Annotated in this window: 8 protein-coding genes; 4 read left to right on the top strand and 4 right to left on the bottom strand. The window is 67.8% G+C overall.

The features are described 5' to 3' along the window. Window positions 1-25: 25 nt before the first annotated feature. From V1J52_RS23940 to V1J52_RS23930, 3 genes are all read right to left on the bottom strand, one after another. On the bottom strand, window positions 26-4,138 hold the full coding sequence (locus V1J52_RS23940; RefSeq protein ID WP_330142049.1) for a DNA methyltransferase: 4,113 nt from the start codon (window positions 4,136-4,138) through the stop codon (window positions 26-28). Then, a complete protein-coding gene (gene drmD / locus V1J52_RS23935; RefSeq protein WP_330142048.1) occupies window positions 4,138-7,431 on the bottom strand; it encodes a DISARM system SNF2-like helicase DrmD in 3,294 nt (1,097 codons plus the stop codon). Before drmD ends, V1J52_RS23940 begins: the two co-directional genes overlap by 1 nt. 1,641 nt (window positions 7,432-9,072) lie before the next feature. After that, window positions 9,073-9,507, bottom strand: coding sequence for a hypothetical protein (locus V1J52_RS23930; RefSeq protein WP_330142047.1), 435 nt, complete (start codon window positions 9,505-9,507; stop codon window positions 9,073-9,075). Between the two features lie 704 nt (window positions 9,508-10,211). Between V1J52_RS23930 and V1J52_RS23925 the strand changes: the two genes are divergently transcribed. The 4 genes from V1J52_RS23925 (at window position 10,212) to V1J52_RS23910 (ending at window position 15,735) form a co-directional block, all read left to right on the top strand. Continuing rightward, on the top strand, window positions 10,212-11,840 hold the full coding sequence (locus V1J52_RS23925; protein ID WP_330142046.1) for a replication-relaxation family protein: 1,629 nt from the start codon (window positions 10,212-10,214) through the stop codon (window positions 11,838-11,840). A gap of 172 nt (window positions 11,841-12,012) precedes the next feature. Next, window positions 12,013-14,082, top strand: coding sequence for a Shedu anti-phage system protein SduA domain-containing protein (locus tag V1J52_RS23920; RefSeq protein ID WP_330142045.1), 2,070 nt, complete (start codon window positions 12,013-12,015; stop codon window positions 14,080-14,082). Between the two features lie 37 nt (window positions 14,083-14,119). Further along, window positions 14,120-14,407 carry a hypothetical protein gene (locus tag V1J52_RS23915; RefSeq protein ID WP_443075910.1) on the top strand — a complete coding sequence of 96 codons (288 nt, stop codon included), beginning with the start codon at window positions 14,120-14,122 and terminating at the stop codon, window positions 14,405-14,407. A gap of 113 nt (window positions 14,408-14,520) precedes the next feature. Continuing rightward, window positions 14,521-15,735 carry a hypothetical protein gene (locus V1J52_RS23910; protein ID WP_330142044.1) on the top strand — a complete coding sequence of 405 codons (1,215 nt, stop codon included), beginning with the start codon at window positions 14,521-14,523 and terminating at the stop codon, window positions 15,733-15,735. A 586-nt stretch (window positions 15,736-16,321) separates the two neighbouring features. Here V1J52_RS23910 and V1J52_RS23905 read toward each other — a convergent pair. Continuing rightward, entirely contained in the window at window positions 16,322-18,847 is a 2,526-nt protein-coding gene (locus tag V1J52_RS23905; protein ID WP_330142043.1) for a DEAD/DEAH box helicase, read from the bottom strand. Between the last annotated feature and the right edge of the window lie 631 nt (window positions 18,848-19,478).

Raw genomic sequence — 19,478 nt, 5'->3', positions numbered from 1 at the left:
ACGGTCTAAGCAGCAGGCGGCTCCGCTACCAGAGCACGTCCTCGGGAGCGTGGGGCGGCTTACGGACCGCAGCCTTCCTGGGCTTGGCCGAACCCTTCTTGCTGTGGAGGCCGCGACGAACCTCGTCCTCGTAGAGGGCATGGTTGAGCTCGAGCAGACGATCGTTCATCTCGGTCTGAACATCAGGATCGACAGTCCAGCGCAGGCCATGGACAGTCTCGTGGAAGCCGTGGTTCAGCGCGAGCGGCGTCCAACCGAATCGTGCAGCGAAAGGGTGCGCGAGGTAGGACTCGGCGACGGCCTCGTCGATTTCGACGTGGATCTCGCGTAGCCGCTGGATATCGGCGTCATGGTTAGCCGGATCATGGACCTCGTTGTAGAGATCAGTCATGCCGAGCTGCGGCGTCCGCGACAGCTGGACATGACGACGGTAAATGTCCAATTCCTTACCCGCAGCACGGATCCGCGGAGTGACCTCCGGCTGCGGGAACGTGGCGAAGCCGTCAGAGGGGGTGTAGCGGAGCCGCGTTTCCAATGTCGACTCACTCTTGACAGACCACCAGTTAAGATGCCAGGCACTACTCAAGAGCGCGAGCATCGCTTCAACTTCGGGTGAATGAAATACAAAGAGAGTATTCGTATAGACCTGCCCATTGGGGACAATCACGGGCAGGCCGTACTTGCTCGGGGTACCGAGCACGAGAACCCGATCGTGATCGGCAATGGCTTTGCGGAGGGCAGGCTGCCGCTCTCCATATTGCCACCAGCGCACCGGCAAATGGCCACGAAGTTGGTAACTTCCGTCCGGCTTTTTGCGTTGGCGCTGCGGACGGACCTCTTCTTCAAGGATTGCGAAGGCTTCTGGGTACTTTCGGGCCTCCTCTTCAGGAAGGTCGTTGAAGTCGATTGCCCATCCACTTGCCGATGAATCTGGACGGTTATTTACGTCTTTGCAAACCAGCCTGGGGCGAATGACATTTTTATTGCGGACGTCAGCATTGATAATTGTTTCGGCGGCTGCACTGTCCAGCTTGAATCCGTCCCCATTTAGGATGAATCCCATGGAGACCTGACCGGTAGATGCCATGAGCTTCCGGGGCTCTCCGCTGCTCCGTGACGGCCTGCTCAAGCTCGAATCGATCCTTGGAACCACGTTCCCATTGAGGATGCACTGCTCCAGCTTGCCTGTTTTGCCGAGCCAGAGAAGCGCGACGTATACGGACGCTTCTCCCGGCCAAGAGAGAGACTTGGTTGCCCGATAGACAGCAATGTCGCTACTTATTACTTGCTTTAGGCCAGCCTGGCGAGTCTTGCCCTGCGCAATGCTCTTGGTCGCGATCATGCCTAGACGTCCACACGGCGTCAGGGCGAACTCACGGAGCAAGAAGTAGGAAACGAAGTCGGCGCGGCCACCACCGTCAACTCCATTCGCAATTACATTGCCAATATAGCTGCTTACATCGGCTCCGGTCCGGCCGCCTAGCCTTCTACCGCCCGAGAACGGCGGATTCCCGACTACCGCGTCGAAGCGCCGGTTCCCTCGAAGGGGGTCGGCGATGATCTCGGGGAACTCCAGTGGCCAGTGCAGCGGGCGCAGGGGCGCGGTGCGCGGTCCGTCGGTAGGGCCGCGCAGCCAACCGTCGACGATGGCACGGGCCTCGGCCTCCGCGTCCCTGTCGCCCAGCAGTGCCCGCTCGACAAGATCCGCAACGGAAGCGAGGCGGTCGTTGTAGGCGTCGTCGGACTTGGCCATCGCGGTGGACAGTTTCGCTGCCACCACGGCGTCCGCCGCGAGCCGCAGCCGCTTGGTCAACGACTCGGCCTCGGCAAGCTTCGCCGCCTTTTGCCGCGCATCGCGGATGTCGAAGACCTCGTGCTCCTCGATGTCACGGCGCAATTCCGCGGCCCGTGACAGCAGCGGGCCGATGACCTTGTCGATCTCGTCGGTGAGGCGGACCTTCATCCGCCCCTCGCTGGGCATGAGGTGGAAGGCTTCGATCTGGTCCGCTGTGAGGCAGCCGATGAGGGAGTCGCCGCAGCGCAGGGCATGGTCGACGAAGTTGAAGGGCCGCCCCTTGGCGAGAGTGACCAGCCACAGTGAGAGCTTGGCGAGTTCCACCGCCATCTCGTCCTTGTCGACGCCGTATAGGCAGCGGTCGGCGACCATGCGGCGGGCTTCGAGGAGCAGGGCGTCGCGGTCCTCGAGCTGTGCGCCCAGGCGTGCGGCGACCATCTCCGGCACTCCGTCGCGGTCCCATGCCTCGACGACGCGTTGGGACAGGTACCGGCACGCCGAGACCAGGAACGCTCCGGAGCCCATCGCGGGGTCGAGGATCTTGAGTGCCAGGAGTTCCGAGGCCGGCCGTACTCGCCACTCGGCCGGTTGGGTGCCGTCGGCGGGGCGCGGGATGCCGTCCGGGGAGCCGGGTGAGAAGCAGAGCGGGTCGAGGGTGTGGAGCACAATCTCTTCGGCGAGGGCGCGTGGGGTGTAGTGCGTGCCGGAGTCGCGTCGGTCGCCGACCTGGGTGACGATGGCCGTCCCGGCGGGGTGAACGACCGGCTCGTCGCGTAGGTCGGGGCGCAGCAGGCCGAAGAACGGCCGGACGCGGGCGGCGAGTTCAGGATCATTGTCGCAGGCCGCGTCGAGCTGGCCGATCTCTTCCCCGGTCGGTTCGGTGGCCAGTGCGGTGGTGAACTGCTTGTTTGTCAGTCCGGCGAGCTTGGTTACCTCAGCCTGGAGGCGTCCGGTGGCGTGCCAGGTTTCGAGGTTGACGAGCTTGGCGGTGCTGCCGGACTTGCCCTTGAGTCCGAGGTGCGTCTCGTCGAGGCGGACGGCGGAGTATTCGAGAAGGCCTTCGTAGACGTGGCCGATCTGTTCGACGTCGAGGCCCTTGTAGGAGAGGCGTTCCGGTGGCGCGCTCTTACCGGTCGTGGTGGTGCGCTTGAGCATGATGAGCGCTTCGAGCATGGCGAAGACGACGCGGTCGCTGACCTTTAGCCGTTCCAGCCACGGGAACCTGCTTGGGTCGAACAGTGATCCGCCGTACGCGGGGATCCACATGTCCGGGTGGCGGGCGCCGCCGTGGATGGCTCGGAAGGTGGCGAGCAGGGTGGGCCAGGCGGCCCACTCACGGTCCGCGATGGTGGCGTCATCCTGGTCGAGGCGCTCGTAGAGCTTGGTGACCGAGTAGGACTCCGCGTACAGCTCATCGTCGGCGGGCAGCAGCGCCTGCTCCTCTGCGTAGAGGAGGAAGACGACGCGCATCATGGCTGTCAGGGCGGCGCGGTAGACGGTGCGGGGGGCGACGTCCGCCAGCACCCTGCCGCCGGCCTCGCGGTCGCGGCGGGAGAGCTCGGCAATAAGGAGTTCCACGGCCGCGCGGACCTGCCGGCCGAGAGTCTTGGTGACGGCAGTGGTGTCCTGAGCGGTGCGGGTGAACAGGGCGCCCAGGGAGTCTGTGTCCTTGCCGTCGCGGTCCTTCGGAGCGATCGCGGCGCAGCGGGCTGCCAGCAGCGAGACGAAGGCACGAAGCAGCAATGGCTCTTCGGACCAGAGGTCGGCGTCGAAGACGGCGAAGGACGTCGGCGTCGAGGGGCGTGCATGGACCAGGACCCACAGGCGCCCGTTGGTGAGTAGCGCGAGGGGGACGGCACGCCGTCGGCACAGCTCGGCAGCCTGCTCGACCAGTGACGGCAGGCTCTTTCGGGCGCGGGTGAGCGATTCGCCCCAGGGACGGCGATAGATCAGGGCGCGTTCGGCTGCGCCGGGCAGGCCGCTGGTCGGGTCGGCCGGGCCCATCAGCAGCGCGTCGGGGACGATGCCGGAGCCTTCGGCGAGTTCGCGTGGCAGCATCGAGCCCTGCCGCAGCGCTTGCCCGCGGTAATCGAGCAGTTCCTCCAGGATGAGGTTCTGCCAGGCGGAACAGAGGGTTTCCGGCGCGGCTTGGAGCTCGGCCCACGCCTGCCGGAGGCGGGCCCGGAGCGCGGTTTCGACGACGCCGAGGCCCTGAGGGAATGCCTCGGCAAGGATTTTCGCACTGATGAAGGGGCCGTCCGCACGCAGTAGGTTGAGCCACTCGCCGTGCTGCTCGATCGGGGTCTGCTGCCTGGGTTTCGGAGTGCGGGTGCGTGCTGGCATTAGCGGCCTGCCTGGTCTGCGGTAGCGCTTATGGTCAAGGAGGCGGGGACGAGGAAGGTGACCGCGGCGGGGAAGCGGCGGGCGACCGGGTCGGCGTAGCGGTGGCGCAGGGCCGCGGCCTCCGAGTCACGCTGTGCGGGGATGGCCGCGAGGTGTGCCTCCAGTTCCGTATGGTCCTTCTTGAGTTGCTCGCGTTCCGGGTCGGCGGTGAGCAGAGAGATCTGCTGCCACTGCGGGCTGGAGTCCAGTGATTCGCGGATGTTGCGTTCCAGTTCGGTCAGCACCGTCTGCATCGCCTTGACGTCCTCCTCGCAGCGCTTGGCCAGGACATTGCGCTGCTTGCGTACGATCTTGTTGGACTCGACCGCCAGTGCCTTGCCGAGCGGTGCCTCCAGCGCCTCCCACAGTCCGGCGAGCCGGTCGAGGAGCTCGGGCGGCGGTGCGTCCTGCGACGCGGCAGCGAGCCAGCGCTCCAGGACGTCGGAGTCCTTCTCCACGGCCAGCTTGCCGTGCTCGATCAGTCCACCGGCCAGGGCAATCTGCTCGTGCAGGCGCACGCCGCGGTTTCCGGTGATCACGACACGGCCATGTGCAATCACCGCCGGGCTGCGCAGCAGGTCACTGGGGACGACGCGGGCGGTGACCCGGGTCAGGTGGTCGCCGTGCTCACCCTGAGACCACAGCTCGGCGCGCAGCAGGCGCAAGCACAGGTCAACCAGGGGATGGTTCAGGTGCAGCAGCACGACGTCGGCGCGGCCAGCGTAGTCCTGGTCGAAGGTTACCGGGCGCTCCTTGCCGCTCACCGGGTGCCGCAGGCCGTTGTTGCGGGCTTGCGCCCAATCTCCCTTGAGTTCCGGAAGCCTGAAGCAGCGCGCAGCAACCTTCTTGGGCGACGGCATGTCGATCAAGTCCTTGTTGTGGGCCAGCCGCAGCGCGGTGCGGACCACCCGCTCGATCGTCTGCGGGCTCAGGTTCAGCTCAGTGCGGGCTCGGGTGAGCTGGTCCTGGGCCTGCTGCAGATCGTGCGCCAGATCCCGTTCGATCTTCAGTACGGCCTTGCCGGCTCGGCGCTGGATCTCCCGGTCGGTTGTCTGCCAGCTGGAGCGCCTGCCGAGCATCTTCTGCTCGACCTGGCTGGCGATCACGTCTCCGGCGCTGCCGAGGTCGGTGCGGATCTGTTCGACCTTGCGGACCGCGACGCCGAGGAACGCCATCGCGTCCTCCAGGGTGCCTTCGGTGAATCCGGTGTCATCCTCGCGCTGCCGATCCCAGCCCTGGGGGACGAAGTGCACGATCTCGACCTTCGCGGCGGTCTGTCCGTGCCTGTCCACTCGGCCGTTGCGCTGCTCAAGGCGGTTGGGGTTCCACGGGATTTCCCAGTGCAGTACGCGATGGCAGTGGTTCTGAAGGTTGATGCCCTCACTCGCAGAGTCGGTAGCGAGCAGGATGCGCACCGGGTCGACATCCAGGTCATCCTGGAAGACGTTCTTGACGCGCTCGCGTTCGTCAAGGTCCTGGCCGCCGTAAAGCTGGGCGATGGCCTCGTGGGGGATCTCGGCGCTGATCAGCCGTTCGTACAGCCAGCGCTGCGTGTCGCGGTACTCGGTGAACACGATGACCCGCTCGCCGTCCCAGCGGCCGTTCACACCGTCGGTACCCGTCTCGTTCCGCTGCACGTTCTTGCGCAGCCAGCCGAGAAACGCGGTGAACTTGCCGTCGGCCTTGTCCGAGTTGCGCAGCCCCCAGTCGCGCAGCTCCTCCAGGAGAGTCTTCTCGGCAGGAGACAGCGGCGGCACGAACCGGCGGGCAGTGGTGAGGGCCTCCCGCGCGGCTTCCTCGAAGGCGGTGTCGTCCTCCGCCGTCTCGTCCAGCTGCTCGATCATCTTGACCAGGATCTTCTCCGACGCCGTGTGCGCGCCGGAGTCACCATCCCGTTCGGGCTCGTCCTGCCGCTCCCGTGTCAGCATAGTCTGCAGATGCGCCTCCACCGTGTTGGCAAAGGCCTTCGGGCTGGACAGGAAGCGGCGCTTGAGGAGTGTGACGACGAAGTCCGCGGCGCGGCTCGGAGCTATGCCTGCTAGTGCCAGCTGCCCGTTCACCGCCTCTCGACGGGACTGCGCGTACTGATCGAGCTTCGCGTAGGCATCGCGGGTGGCGGCGTCGTAGGCGACCTCTAGGGGATGGTCGAGGTCGCGCTCCGGGAAACGCGGGCTGCCGTCCCAGTTCGGTGGCAGGTCCCGCTTCAGCCTGCGCACCATCACCTGGGCCTTGGCCTCCTCCGAGGGCTTGAGCGTACGGGCGAAGCGGTGGCTGTCGAGCAGTGCTAGCAGCGCGGTGAAGGATTCTAGGTAGCCGTTATGCGGGGTGGCCGAGAGGAACAGTCGGTGCTCGGTGTGCGGGGCCAGAGTCTTGATCGCGTTCGTGCGCTGGGAGTCAACCGCGTACTTCCCCGAGCCCGAGGGCGCGCAGGTGTGCACCTCGTCGACCACGAGCAGATCGAAGGTTCGCGGGTACTGGGGCACCGGCGGCAGGATCGAGCGCAGCAGCGCCAACGGCCGCTCGCGCTTGAGCCAGTCGATCGAGACGATCAAGCGCGGATAGTGCGTCCACGGGTTCGCGTACAGGCTGCGTGACCTTCGCAGCTCCTTCAGCAGCTCCGCGTCCACGATCTTGAAGGTGAGACCGAACTTGTCCCGCATCTCATCGCGCCATTGCAGGGTGAGTGACGCAGGGCACACGATCAGCATCGTCCGTGCCCGGTGTCGCAGCTTCAGCTCTTGCATCACCAGACCGGCTTCGATGGTCTTGCCAAGGCCGACGTCGTCCGCGATCAGCAAGTTCGTACGCGGCATCTGCAGTGCCCGCACCACTGGGTCGAGCTGGTAGTCCTCCGGCTTGACCCCGGAACGGAAGGGCGCCTGCAGCAGCGTCTTGTCCGCCGTCGCCACCGCACCCCAGCGCACCGCGTCCAAAAAGGCGTCCAGCTTTGCCGGATCGTCGAACCCTGCAGCCGGTGAGGGCAGGGCGTGCTGCTCACGAGCTGTGGCACCGGGCTCCAGCTCCCACAGGACGCGAAGCTCCTCGTCGCCGGCGTCACCGTCCACAGACACCAGAGAGACCAGGTGCTGGGCTTCGGCAAGTAATGGGCTGCCCGGCTGCTCGACTGCAATCGAGGAGCGCTCCACCGCCGTGGCCACCCAATGACGGTTGCGTACGGTGACTAACTGTCCTACGGCCGGCACCGCAGCATCGTGCGTAAACACGTCCGCCTCGTCGCGCTCTTCGACACCCACCCGCGCCACACTCTCCGCCCCTGGATCACCTACTGCTCCCTGTGCATCCTGCCACGAGCCTGAGGACTGCCCCAGATCCTGAGAGACGGTGAACAGCAACAGCTCGGAAAGCCAAGCGCTTTCCGATGATCTTGAGCACCAGAAACCTGTGTGCATGGACAAAGTGGCCTACGAGGTGCCCAGGTAGTCCCCCGGTCCTTGACGGTGGTCAGCAGTCGCTGGTGATGGTGCGCCTGGGTGCGGCGGTGACCGACCGGACCCAGCGCGCCGCCAGGTCCACTGGTGCCTGCTCACGGGTCCTGCAGCGCGGGCCGGGGTGGTGCCGAGGTAGCCGGTCCAGCCGTTACGCCCGGAGCGGGAGGCCGTCGCTGTAGGTCGACTCCATGGAGCCGATCACGGTGTCGCCGCTCCGCAGGATCTAACGGTGGTTGGACCCGGTGTTCCGGGTGGCGCACCGATTCTGCGGCGCCGACGACAGGCGGGCCTCGCGAGCCTCTGCGGCCGCGGTTCGATCCCCTTGGGCGTGACCGTTACCAGTGGATCATCACGGCGGCACGCGCCGCAGGCCAGGCGCCCCGGTACTACGCACCGAATCGCCACGTGACGCTCCCTGGCCAGTGACGGCAGCCGCCGTCCCACTCCTCTTCGGAGTTCTGCGTTCGGTTTTCCGCCAGGTGTCCGATGAGGCGGTACGCGCGTACAGGTCGTCCGCCGGCGGAGGCCCTTTGAGCAGCCTGAGGACTGTGCTGTGCGCGCACCCGATGGCATGGCCCGGTTTCGCCGATCCCGGCTTGCCTGCTTCCTCGTAGAGCTTGTACAGCCACGCAGGTAGTCGAGCACTGGTCTGGCCGGCCAGGGGACCTGTCCCCAAAGCGTCTTGTAGCGCGCTGTGCAACCAGGAAGCCGCCAAGCGCCGCCTCGCCGCGAGGAACTCGCGCCGGCCTCGCGCCCGGCAGAGCCGGATCGGCAACGCGGCCGCGCGCCGCGATGCCCGCGCCCTGTCCCGGGTGCGGCACTCCAACGCCTGGCTGTGGTGACGATGCCGGACACCGTCCACTGAGTGGAGCCACGATGTTCTGCATCCAGTGGCGATGCACGACACCGGGTGGGCTCCACCGAGTGGGCTCCACCGAGTGGACTCCACTTCGGTGCGCCGGACGACGATGGACTCCACCGTGGTGCGCACCGATGTGGTGCGCCACCGCGTCCCTCACCGCACCACTCCGACATGCCCAGCACTCGCGCGCGCCGGTGCGCCGCACCGCGCCGGTTCGCCCGCCGCCGACCCTTGTCCGGGTGCGGCCGGACGCGCGTGGCCCCCTTGTCCGGCTCCGCTACACCCCCTTGTCCAGCTCTGCTACCGCGAGGTTTCTCCTTGACATCGCCGGTTTCGGCTCGCGATCAGGTCGCGGTCAAGGGGGTCTGTGATAGAGGAGCCCGCCCGGCCCGTGGCGCGCCCCGGCGCGGTGCGGCGACACCGGGAGACCGCACCGCCGGCGCTCGGCGGTGCGGCTCGATGGTGCGGTGGAGCGCACCACGGTGGCGCGGTGCGGTGCGGTGGTGCGGGTGGAGCGCACCACGGTGGTGCGGCTACGCGCCGGGGACGCGCGCCACCGCACCACCACCGTCCCGGAGGTGCGGCTACGCGGTGGTGCGGTGCGCCTCCATCGCCTGCTTCATCCCCGCGGCCTCCAGCTGGCGCAGGACGTCAGCGACGCCACCGTGGTCCTCGGTGAGGATGTTCTCGGTGAAGCGGACGATGGTGTCGGCCATGCCCAGCGCGCCGGCCAGGCACACGCTGTGGCACAGGAGCTCCAGCAGCAGGCGTCCGAGCGCGGCGGCCAGGAAGGAGTGCTCGCACGGCTCTCCGTCGTGGTCGTCCGCGGCGGTGACGGGGATGAAGACGCGCGCGGCGACGTCCAAGAGCAGCCGGTGCAGTTCCGGGCCCGTGTCGTCGGCGATCGCGCAGGCGGTGTCGATGTCGGCGGCATGGATCGCCTGGATGTAGGCGAAGGCGTCGGCGACGTCCTCCGGCTCCATCGGGGCGAGCGGCGTGGTGACGGTGTTCTCGGGCATGGGTGGCTCCTCATCTTCGGGTCGCCCCGCTGATCGCGGCGGCCTCGAAGACACCCTCGAACTGCGGCCCTGTGGACAGAGTCCGGCCGCCGACGGGGGAGAACTCTCCCCCCTCGGCCGAACAGGACGAATCCGGTCTGCAAGGGTCAAACCCGGCCCCCTTGTCCGGCAGGGTCGGCCCGACCGCGAACCTGACCCTGACCCCTTGTCCGCCTCCGCTACCGGTCCAACCACGGCCGTGCTTCTCCTTGACCGCGCCCGCTACCGGCGCCAGTTAGACCGCGGACAAGGGGGGTCCGTGCACGCTGCTCCTTCGCCCCGACCACCCCGGCCGGGGCCAGCGAAGGAGACGAGACGATGACGAGTACTCACCCGGGGGCCGGGCAGCACCGCCGCTCGGGCCGATCACACCGGAAGGCCAGCGCCTGGCGGGCAGGCCCAAGGGGGCTCCCTGGGCGCTCCCTTCGAAGGCCCCTTGGGATCCCCCTTTGGTGCCCGGCACCCGAGGCCGGAGGGAAACCCCTTGTCAGAGCCGTAATCGGCGCGAAAACCGCGCCGTCACAACCCTCTTCTCTCCTCCTGATGTCCGTATTGGAGGAGAGCATCGGGTTCCGGGGGGCCCGGACGCCTTCCCCGGCCGGGCGCGGCCAGCGGCAGCAGCGGTCGGCCGGCGGCCGGTCGCGGACCATGAGGGAGCAGAGCTGATGGCGGGGAAGCGGAAGACGAACCCGGCGGGGTCGACGAACAGCTACCGCGGCGACGTGCTGCGCGTGCTCGGAGCGCTGAAGGTTGCCACGACGGATCAGATCCAGCGGATCGGCGCCCCGCACCTGACGTTCCGGCACGCCGACAAGCCGACGCCGTCGAAGCGGAAGCAGGCCCGCACCGCCTCGCACACGGCCGCGCTCTCCGACATGCGCTGCCGCGGCCTGTCCGAGAACGGCGGCTCCACCGGGACGGGCGACGCCCTGCGGAACCTGACCCCGAAGGGCCTTCTGGCCGCCTCCTACGAGCTGAACCGGCCGGTGACGGAGATGGGCTCCACCGCGCGCGGCGCGGGCTCCAGCGGGGCCTCCCACTCGATGGCCGTCAACGAGACGGTGATCGCACTGCTGCGCCCGAAGCCGAACATGGCCAGGCTCACCGTCGACCCGCTGCACGTCCAGGCCGCCGCCCAGGCCGCCGTCGACGGACCGCGCGGCGTGGGCACCATCGCCTCGTACTGGACCGAGGTCCCGCTGCCCGCCACTGGCACGTGGAAGGCACCCGGCAAGGGCGGCGCCCAAGCCGAACTGGTTCTCACCGCCCCGCAGGACCAGGTGCCGCTGCTGTTCATCGAGGTCGACAACTGCCACGAGACCGCGGAGGAGCTCGCCGCCAAGCTGGAGAAGTACGCCCGCTTCTTCCGCCGCACCGCGAAGGACACCGACGGCCGTGAGCGCCCGATGTGGCGCACGCGCTGGACCACCCCCGCAGACCGGTACAGGGAGGCGCCGCACCCGCCCGTGCTGCTGGTGTTCAACCACATCGGCAAGCGCAACCCCGACCGCACCGCCGCACGCCTGATCGAGCTCACCCGCCACCTCTGGAAAGGAGAGTGGCAGCGCGAGGGCTACCACCTCTACGACGGGAAGATCCCGATCATCGCGGCCACCCTGGAGAACCTCAGCAAGCACGGCTCGGCCGGAGCAGTGTTCCTCCGCTTCGGCCGCGACCACATGCAGCCGCTCCTGGAGGCGATCGGCAACCCCCGCCGCGAGGCCGCCGACGCCCGCGCCCGGGAAGAGGCCGCCCGCGCCCAGGCGGAGCACCAGGCAAAGGCGCAGCGCGCGGCGCAGGAGCAGGCCGCGAAGAAGGCAGCCGAGCGGGAGGCGCGCCGCCCCGTCTGCACCGGCTGCGGGGCGAAGTTCACCGACGAACGCTGGGAAGCGGCACAGGCGACGGACTGGGGCACCCCGAAGGACTCCCATCCGCACCTGTGCGACGGGTGCAAGCTCGCGGCCGTCGCTGCCGAACGCCACACTGTCGCCGAGCAGAAGCAGCAGGAGCCGGGGCGTCGTGGGACGGCGCAGCACAGCTTCCAGCGATACGCCCGCCGTCCCGACTGCGCAGAGTGCGGGGCAGCGTTCACCGACGAACGGTGGCAGACGGTCGAGCGCGCCGACTGGGGTACCCCCTCAGAGCCCCGTCCGTCTCTGTGCGGAGACTGCGACCGGTGGTACGTCAGCAACACCCAGCAAGCCTGGTCGAACGAGCACCGGTACGAGGAGCAGGGCCAGGCCGTGCTTGAGCAGAAGGCCGGCGACACCTGGCTCTCCCGCTTCTGCGGCTGACGTCCGGACGGAGACCACGGCTGGGCAGGACCGTCCTGCCCAGCCGCGACAGGGGCGGTGCGCGCCTCGTGGTCGACGGTCCTGCTACAGCGCTTTGCCTGACTTTTCGTCAGGGAGGGGAAATGTCTTGATCTGCTGGCACCCGGCCGCCCTGCCCTTCATCCTGAGACACATGACGTCCACTGACCCCACCTCGGCACACCCGCAGCCATCAATCACAGCAGTGACGCGGTATGACATCTTCAACTATCTGCGCGAGATATCGAGCCCCTGGTGGGGGAAACTGGACGAGGTCACGTTCCTGGAAGACCTCTACGACCTGGACCAACCTACGGCCGATAACAGCCAGCTCCCGACTGTCCGCGCTGACATCCAGCAGCACCGGATTAACAACTACGACCTGGACGACGACTGGATCTTCGAGGACTCCCGGTTGGGGCTCTCCGATGGACCGGACGAGGTGCTGCTCGCCTTCCTGGCACGAACCGTCCATCCCGAGGTCGCGGCCAGCGTCGATGAGGCAATGAAGCAGGTTGAGGAGCTGAACCGGCTGCTGGCACCCGACGGATGGGGCCTGCGTTCCTACGACTTCCTCTCCGGCCGCCCTATCTACACGCCAGTCCGGATTCCGCCCACGGGACCGCTGGTCCCGCTGCCGCTGAACGACGACGACACGAGCAAGCTCGACCTGGTCCTCGGGCAGACCTACAGCCTCCTGGACTGCGCCGGCGAGGAGCCCGCACGTGACCTGTTGCGCACGGCTGTCCTGACCCTGCGCCGCGACGGCGGCTTCTTCAACCCCACGCCTGGTGACGGTTGGACGGCGGACACCTACGAGGCGGTCCTGACCGTAGAGCGCGAACTCCACCCCGCCTGCACCCCGGAGACGAAGGAGGTGATCTGGCGGACACTGCAGCCCCTGCTCAGCCAGCTCGGACGCACCGACGTCCAGAACTTTGTGGTCGAAGGCGATACCCGGCCGCTGCCCAACATCTCCCCGGACTGGCGGACCGATGCTGCGGCACCCGCTACTCCCATCGTTCGCGGCCTCCGCCTCTCCTTCTCCACTACCGAGTTCGACGTCACCCGCAGGGACTTTGCCGATCTGGAGATCCGTGCCTCGCAGGACAGGAGCGGGTTCCACTACCTCTACGACACCCGCGCACGCCGGATGATCACCGACTTCGTCCTCGACGACCGGCCCCGGGTGGCCACCCTGTGCAACGTCACCATCATCAAGAAGGGCGACATCTTCACGCCGAGGATCAAGCTGTGGAAGAAGGACAAGAGGAAGGCAGGGGAGGTCTCCGCTACGCATACGGTGCCCGATACCGGGACCACCCGGGCTGTCAAGGCGCTCGTCGACGCCGGGGATGTCCACGAGAACTTCTGGAAAGTCATCAACTTCCTCCAGGGTTGCGCGGGGCTGAGCACGCCCGGTGACTCCCTTCAGCTTGTGGCCAGGGACGAGGGCCAACTGACCCAGTTGCTGGCCGGCCAGGATCGGACGATGGTTCTCAGTGCGGTCAGGACCGCGATCGGCGGTGGGCTCACCGAAGAGGACATCCGGCTGATCAGCAACCGCAGAGGGCAGCTCCAGAGGTTCGAGCGGCTGCTGACCGATCCGGACTACTTCCAGCAGGAGGAGAGCCTGGCAACGACGCGCGGGGCGGAAGCGGTCTGGCAGGCCTTCTTCGAGGCGAACCAGTGGATTTTCGGCTACGGCCTCAACCTCATTGCCTGCGAATCCATCGACGACGGCAAGCTGGAACGCATCACCACCGGTGCGAACATCTTCGGCGGAGCAGGCAAACGTATCGACGCCATCATGCGTTCCAAGGGCCTGATCAGCAGCATGCTCTTCTGTGAAATCAAGACCCACGACACGGAGCTGCTCGCCAGGACCCCGTACCGCGCGGGCGTCTACCAGGCATCAAAAGAACTGGGTGGCGGCGTGGCGCAGGTGCAGAAGACCGCCAGCAAGGCCCAGCAGCTCATCTCCCGCGAGTTCCTCACCCGCATCTACGACGACGACGGCACTCCGACCGGCGTCGAAATGTCCACTACCCGGCCCCGGCAGGTCGTGGTGATCGGCAGCCTGCGCGAGTTCACTCACAACGGCGCCGTGAACCCGGAGAAGATCAACTCCTTCGAGCTCTATCGGACATCGATCCAGGACGTCGAGATCATCACGTTCGACGAGCTCTACCAGCGAGCGTGTTTCATCGTCGAAGATCGCTAGGTCGCCCGGCCGATCGGCCCGGGGCACGTTGGGAGGCGTGAGCAGCGCGCCGATCGTCGTGCACCGGCCCTCCAGCTCGGGCGGCCGGAGGGTCACCGTGCACAGCAGCGGCCGGGACGAGATCCTCGGTACCGCCTACAGCGACCACGACCTGGTCGTGGTTCTTGATGGCGTCGGCGTCGCCGAACCCGAGGCCATCTGGGACGACCCGCCGTGGGTGCAGTGGCGCGGCGGCCAGGCCCACCAGTGCGCGCCGCCTGATGGAGGCGGCGTGCCGGGCGCACATGCTGCGCCCGGCACGCCCCCGGTCAGCCGGTTCAGATGACTGGCGCCGGCCGCCGCCCGGAACGGTGCCGTTTAGAGAAATCCCCGGACTGCCGGGCGAGCGGGTCCCTAGGATCGTCAGACGATTCGCGCGAACTGTGCAAGGAGCAATCAGTGGGGGAAGTCGTACCGCACCCGGCAAGCGATCTGATCTCGAACAGCGAGGTCCCGGCCCTCATGGGGCAGATTCGGCCGCAGTGGCAGTCCAAGGGACTGATTGAACGGGTCCGTCGTCTGCTGCCGGTGGATCCGAGCAGTGCTTGTCAGCGCCTGCTCAACGCTGCGATCCAGGATCTCCGGGAGAAAGTCCAAATCGCTGGGATTGACATCGCCTCCGAAGTCGCCGCAGCCCACAAGCTGCCGCCGATCAACCGGGGAAGCCGCGGCGGTGAGGACATCGAGAACTACTCTACCGCCAAGCTCATCGACCTCTCCTACCGGATGGGGCTGCTGAGCCGACCCGAATGGCGCAAGATGACCCGCGCCTACGACATCCGCCGCGACCTGGAGCACGAGGACGCCGAGTACGAGGCCGGCATCGAGGACTGCATCTACATCTTCAAGACCTGCATCGACGCGGTCCTCTCCCGCGACCCCATCACGCTCATCCACGTCTCGGAGGTCAAGCAGATCGTTCAGGCGTCCGGCCCCGTCACCGCCGACCCAGATCTCCTGACCGACTACAAGCACGCCCCCGAGACCCGGCAGCTGGAGATCCTCAAGTTCCTGCTGAGTGTGGCTCTGGACGACTCGGAACCCGACCTGGTCCGCGAGAACTCCTACGTCCTCATCCAGGAACTCGATGCCCTCACGGGCAACTCCGTACGTGTTGACCTGGCCACATACCAGATGGACAAGATTGGACGCGCGCCGCTCACCGAGCTCCAGGTGCGCGTCGCCCACGCGGCCGGCATCCTGCCGTACTTCCGCAAGGCTCAGCGAACTGCCTTCTTCCGAAACCAGCTTGAGGCCCTGGAGAAGATCGGCCACAGCTGGAGGGCCCATGCCTCCCACGGCCCCGCCCTCCGGCTGTTCCCCGAGTTTGGGGGGCTCGCTTCGGTTCCTGCGGACGTGCGGGTGCAGATCGTCCGCTGGATGACCCTGTGCTACATCGGAGAAGAGGGCGGCTACGGCACGATGGGCCGCAACCGCAAGGTCTTCTACAGCAACAGCGCCGCGCCTCTGATCGAGCAGATGTTCAAGGAGGACCGCGAGATCATCCGTGATGATGTCAGCGGCCTTCAGAAGGACCGCGCGGTGAAGCGTGCCTGTGCGGATGAATACATCGCCCGCCGCTTCCAGGACCTCCTGGACCTGGTCGACGCCTGACATAACGGATCGGGTGCCAGGAAGACGACTCCCTGCCATCCGATCCGTTCGAGCGTGCGGTCCCTCGACGACGCCGACGGCAGTTCGGGCGCACACCCACCAGTTCTCTGCTGCGACTCCTGCCCGACGGCGCGCTGGCGTCTGCAGCGAGAACCCCTCGAGTGAGAGTACTCACATAGGCCATGATTCGGGCAAAACGGGTTGGCTCCTGGCGGCAGAGCGCCTAGGATCCGGAGCCCGATGCGTCCTCGCCCACGGCATAGCGCGGTTGGATACTGAGGCGCCACAACAGAATATGGAGTAGTACATGACAAACGCCACGAGCGACGACTCAGACGCCTGCGTGTGCGGGTGGCCCCGGCGGTACGAGCGAGTGGAAGTGCTCGCCTTCACTGAGAAGCGGACCTACGCCCTCGATCTCCAGACGTGTGACAACCCGGTTTGCCCGAGGCGTGAAAACGTGGACGAGTAGGTCCCCAGCAGCGAGCTCTCCGGCTGACCTCGCCCAGGCACTGCCACGGGCATAGCCGCCCGAGCAGATGGCCGGCCGCGAGGGCGGCGGCCGCGGTGACGATGACGCCCACCATCAGGACCACCGCATCCCGATGGCGGACAGCTTCTCCATCCGCTTCGGCGTCAGCGTCGCCGCCCGGGAGCGCTGGTTGCTGATCCAGGCGCCCAGCTTGTGCTCGCGTTCCTCCTGGTCCTCGCCGACGATCCGTTCGACGTGCTTCCTGGGGACCTGGAGGTGGCCCTCGCGTTCGTAGAACTGTTTGGCGGCTTCGTAGTTCATGGCCCATTTGTCGGCCTGTGTACGGCGCGGGCGCGGCTTCTCGTCCTCGCTGGCGGGTTCGATGCCGAGGACCTGCTCGCACATCCACTGCTGCACGGTGGTGAGCTGGTCCCAGCCGAGCCGGACCGACTGCACCCACCGCCCGAGGTCCTCGCTCTGGCGCATGACGTCGCCCGTCTCGGTGGGTAGCGCCTCACCGGCGTCCAGGTGCATCCGCACGAGGTGGAAGCATCGCTGCCACGTGACCGGCCAGGCCGGGCACCAGGAGGCGTCGATCTCCTCCAGCTGCTCGCGCCGCTCCTCCGACAGCGCCCCGGCCGACGACTGAACCGGCAACCCCTCGGCACGCCGCTGCTCGTTCTCCTGCGCCTTCCGGGCGGCGGCCCGCGCGTTCTTGAGGAAGATGCCTACCTTCGCGCCCTGGTAGGTGGCGTCGAGCGGGGCCAGGAGGTGCCCGTGTTCGGCGGCCCACCCGCGCGCGGCGGACAGGCCCTCCTCCCACGCGACGTCGTAGTGGCTCCAGATCATGCCGAGCTTCTCCAGCTGCGTGACGCGGTCCTCGTCCAGGTCACCGCGGGCGTAGAACCGGCGCGCGTCGGCGGTCCACTGCCCAAGCGGGAACCCGGCGAGCGAGGCCGGCCACCCGGTGGCTTCCGCCTCCTGGCCGTCGACGGCGGCGGGCACCCGGAAGGTGAACGGCACCTTCAGGTCGCCGTGCTCGCGGGCGTAGATGACGGCGGCCTCCACGCCGCGCCGCCAGTGCTCGTGCTCCGGGTTGAGGACGCGCAGGTTGATGAACGCGGCGAGGGCGGCCGGGTCGCGGGGCGTGGAGAACTTCAGCAGGGCCTTGGCGGGGGCGCTGACGCCTCCGGAGCCCTCGCTGCTCCCGCCCGTGCTCTTGCCGCTCTCGTCCTTGCTGACGGGCTTGTAGCGGCTCGGGGCCTGCTGCTCCGCGAGGGTCTCCACGATCCGTGCGTCGTGCGCCCGCAGCGCCTCCAGCAGCTTCGCCAACCCGCCGAAGGCCCGGGAGGTGAGCATGTTGTCCGCCGTCTCCCCGGGCCCGAGCAGCACCGGCACCACGAGGGAAGCCACCTTGCCCTCGCCGGGCTGCATTCGCAGCGCCCGGCCGACGGCCTGGACGAGGTCGGGCATGGAGCCGCGTACGTCGGCCCAGTAGACGGAGTCGCAGTGCTTGGTGTCGACGCCCTCGCCCAGGACCTTGACCGAGCAGAGGAAGCACTTCTCCACGACGGTGCCGTCCGTGGCGATCCCGGCCGCGAACTCCCCGAGGAGCCGGCGGCGGTGGAGCGGCTTGTGGTCGCCGCACAGCCAGTCCGCCCAGATCGTCTTGGGGTACAGCTCGGGGTCGCTGGCGTGCAGCTGCGCGGCGACGTCGGGAAGGCCGGCCGCGAACGCTTCGGCCTCCTTCACCACGTGGTGGAACACGAGAGTGCGCCGGAAGCCCTCCTCCGCGGACGCCTTCACCAGGGCGGTCTGGAGCGCGGCGAGCCGGGCCCCGCGCACCTCTGCCGAGCGGCCTTCGGCGCCCAGGAGCTGCGCGGCCTGGAGCTGGGTGTCGGTGACGTCGACGCATACGACCTGGTAGGGGGCACAGATTCCCCGGTCGATGGCCTCCGAGAGCGTCAGGGTGAAGCAGCGGCTGCCGAAGGGGCCGGCGGGGTCGTCGTCCATGCTCGCGACCAGCTCGCCGGGGGCGTCGGCCTCGTCCTCGTCCCCGAGCTGCCACAGCCGCGGCGTGGCCGTCATGTAGAGGCGGCGCAGGGACGGGATCTTCTGGTTGTCGTGGACGACCGCCCACGGCTTCCCGATCCGGCCCGAAACGCGGTGGGCTTCGTCCACCACGATCAGGTCCCAAGCCGCGAGGCCCCCGGCGTGCGCCCGCTCCAGCGTGCCCAGCCCGAGGCTGGCGTACGTGGCGTACACGGTCACCTTCTCCAGGCCCCGCGTCCACTCCACCAGCTCGTCCACGTCCGTGGTGTTGGGGAAGGACACCTCCTCACCCCGCAGCGAGGACACCCCGATCATCGGCCCCCGGCGGCCCCCCTCGCGCCACGCGGCCTCGGTCTGCGCCAGCAGGTCCAGCGAGGGCACGAGCACCAGCACACGGCCCGCGTGGAGCTCCTCCGCGCTGCGGACCGCCACCCGCGTCTTCCCGGACCCGGTCGCCATGATCACCTGCGTTCGAAGCCCCCGCTCGGGCACAAGTGATCTTGCAGGCAATTCGAGGGCGCACACGACCGCGTCAATGGCTTCTCGCTGGGCTGCCTCGCGCTGGTCAACGCGGTCTGTGCTCGACATATCGCCTGCCTTCTCCTGGGGTGCCGTCCGGTCGATTCGAGCGGCGGGAAACGGGAAACCTGCACGTAGGGGAGTCGCAAGGGCTACGGTTGGACTGACGCGATCGGCTGGTTGCTTTGCCTAACCGGAGCACCAGCAAGGCCGTGGGATGGATCTCGATAACCCTTCGGAGCGGTTCGGGGTGGTGTGCTCTGAGTCCATAGCTTATCTCGGCGCCAAAAATGAAGCACACAGATCGCAAGATTCCCTCTAACGTGGCCGAAAGCTGCTAGTCTTGCCTTATCGCAAGCCAATCCAGCGCCTTGACACCCCCTCAGTCCGTTCCCTTTCTGCGGGCGGCCGGTCCCCGCGCTCCGTCACCCGCCCGACTACCCGTCACCCCCCTTCCCTGCTGCTGCTTGTGGCGTGAGCCCTGTGGGTGGGCCACGCGGAGCGTGGCACGCCTGGCCCGCATGGGGGTTGGGGGAGTGCCCCGAGTGGCTGGAGCGCAGCGGAGGCCACGGGTCGGCCGGAGGCCGGCCCCGGCCCGCAACGCGGGCCGGATGCCCTGCGGTTGGGTGGCGGGCGCGGAGCGCGTGCCACCCGGCGGTGAGCGGAGCGAGCCGCCTCCGCTCCCGCGGAGCGGGAGCGG

Origin of the sequence: Streptomyces solitudinis (assembly GCF_036323765.1) — a bacterium.
Lineage (GTDB): Bacteria > Actinomycetota > Actinomycetes > Streptomycetales > Streptomycetaceae > Streptomyces.
The sequence above is the reverse complement of the archived record's forward strand: the minus strand, read 5'-3'. Positions and strand labels throughout refer to the sequence as shown.

Bases quoted from the DNA above. Each gene is read 5' to 3' on its own strand.
- V1J52_RS23905 (WP_330142043.1), bottom strand. From the start codon at position 18,847: ATGTCGAGCACAGACCGCGTTGACCAGCGCGAGGCAGCCCAGCGAGAA.
- V1J52_RS23920 (WP_330142045.1), top strand. From the start codon at position 12,013: ATGACGTCCACTGACCCCACCTCGGCACACCCGCAGCCATCAATCACA.
- V1J52_RS23925 (WP_330142046.1), top strand. From the start codon at position 10,212: ATGGCGGGGAAGCGGAAGACGAACCCGGCGGGGTCGACGAACAGCTAC.
- V1J52_RS23930 (WP_330142047.1), bottom strand. From the start codon at position 9,507: ATGCCCGAGAACACCGTCACCACGCCGCTCGCCCCGATGGAGCCGGAG.
- V1J52_RS23940 (WP_330142049.1), bottom strand. From the start codon at position 4,138: ATGCCAGCACGCACCCGCACTCCGAAACCCAGGCAGCAGACCCCGATC.